The sequence below is a fragment of the Mesorhizobium sp. M7A.F.Ca.CA.004.12.1.1 genome, assembly GCF_003997835.1.
GTDB lineage: Bacteria > Pseudomonadota > Alphaproteobacteria > Rhizobiales > Rhizobiaceae > Mesorhizobium.
In genome coordinates this window covers 1-1,019 of the sequence record NZ_RZRK01001284.1, presented here as the reverse complement: position 1 = coordinate 1,019, position 1,019 = coordinate 1, and the positions used below count along the sequence as shown (strand labels likewise).

The following is a 1,019-nucleotide window of genomic DNA, read 5'->3' as shown; positions in this document are numbered from 1 at the left end:
CCCGGACCCGCCAGTGTGTCGTCGAGAAGATGGCAGCGCGCGCTGTGCGCTGCGCCGATTGCGCGGGGGGCGGGATTTTCATCCGCGCACCGGGCGAAGGCATGCGGGCAGCGCCGGCGGAAGATGCAGCCCGCCTGGGTACCGAGCAGGCTCGGCACCTCGCCCGGTATCGTCGGCAACTGACGGGTGCGCTTCCTGATCCGTCCCGGATCGCATTCGAGCAACGCGCGCGTATAGGGATGCCCCGGCCGGCGGAAGATATCGCGCACGGTGCCGTATTCGACCACCTCGCCCGCATACATGACCGCCACCCGGTCGCAGAATTCGGCGACAGCGCCGAGATGGTGCGAAACGAACAGGATCGAGCAGCCGATTTCCTTCTGCAGCTCTTTCAGCAGATGGATGATCTGCACCTCCAGCGTGGCATCGAGAGCAGTCGTCGGCTCATCCGCGATGAGCAGCGCCGGCTTCACCAGCAGGGCCATGGCGATGCAGATGCGCTGGCGCATGCCGCCCGAAAATTCATGCGAATAGCCGCCGATACGACTTTCGGGGTCCGGGATACCGACCCGGCGAAGCATGTCCACCGCACGCTGGCGCTTGATGCCGCGCGAACCGCCCTCGCGATGCTGGACATCGACCATCTGGCTCTCGATGCTGCGCACCGGGTTCAACGCCGTCATCGGATCCTGGAAGATCATCGACATGCGGTTGCCAAGCAGGCCGCGCCGCTCTGCCGGTGCCATGCCGAGCACGTCGCGTCCCTCGAACAGGATCGCCCCGTTCACCACCTCTGCATTCTCAGCCAGCAGCCCCATCACTGTGTAGGCGAGCGTGGATTTGCCCGAGCCGCTCTCGCCGACAATGCCGACCACCTCGCCCGCCGGCACGTCGATATGGACATCGCGCAGCGCATGTGCGCGGCCGCGCGGCGTGCCGAAATCGAGAGAGAGGCCGCGGATCGCCAGCAGTGGACTGCGGCTTGCGAGATGTCCTGCTTGGCTGCCACGGTTCATAGG

At 66.0% G+C, this 1,019-nt stretch carries 1 protein-coding gene; it reads right to left on the bottom strand.

Annotated elements, in window-relative coordinates; genetic code table 11:
* Positions 1–1,019: ABC transporter ATP-binding protein (locus EN984_RS35820; protein WP_348630248.1), on the bottom strand; the 1,019-nt coding region annotated here is incomplete at both ends.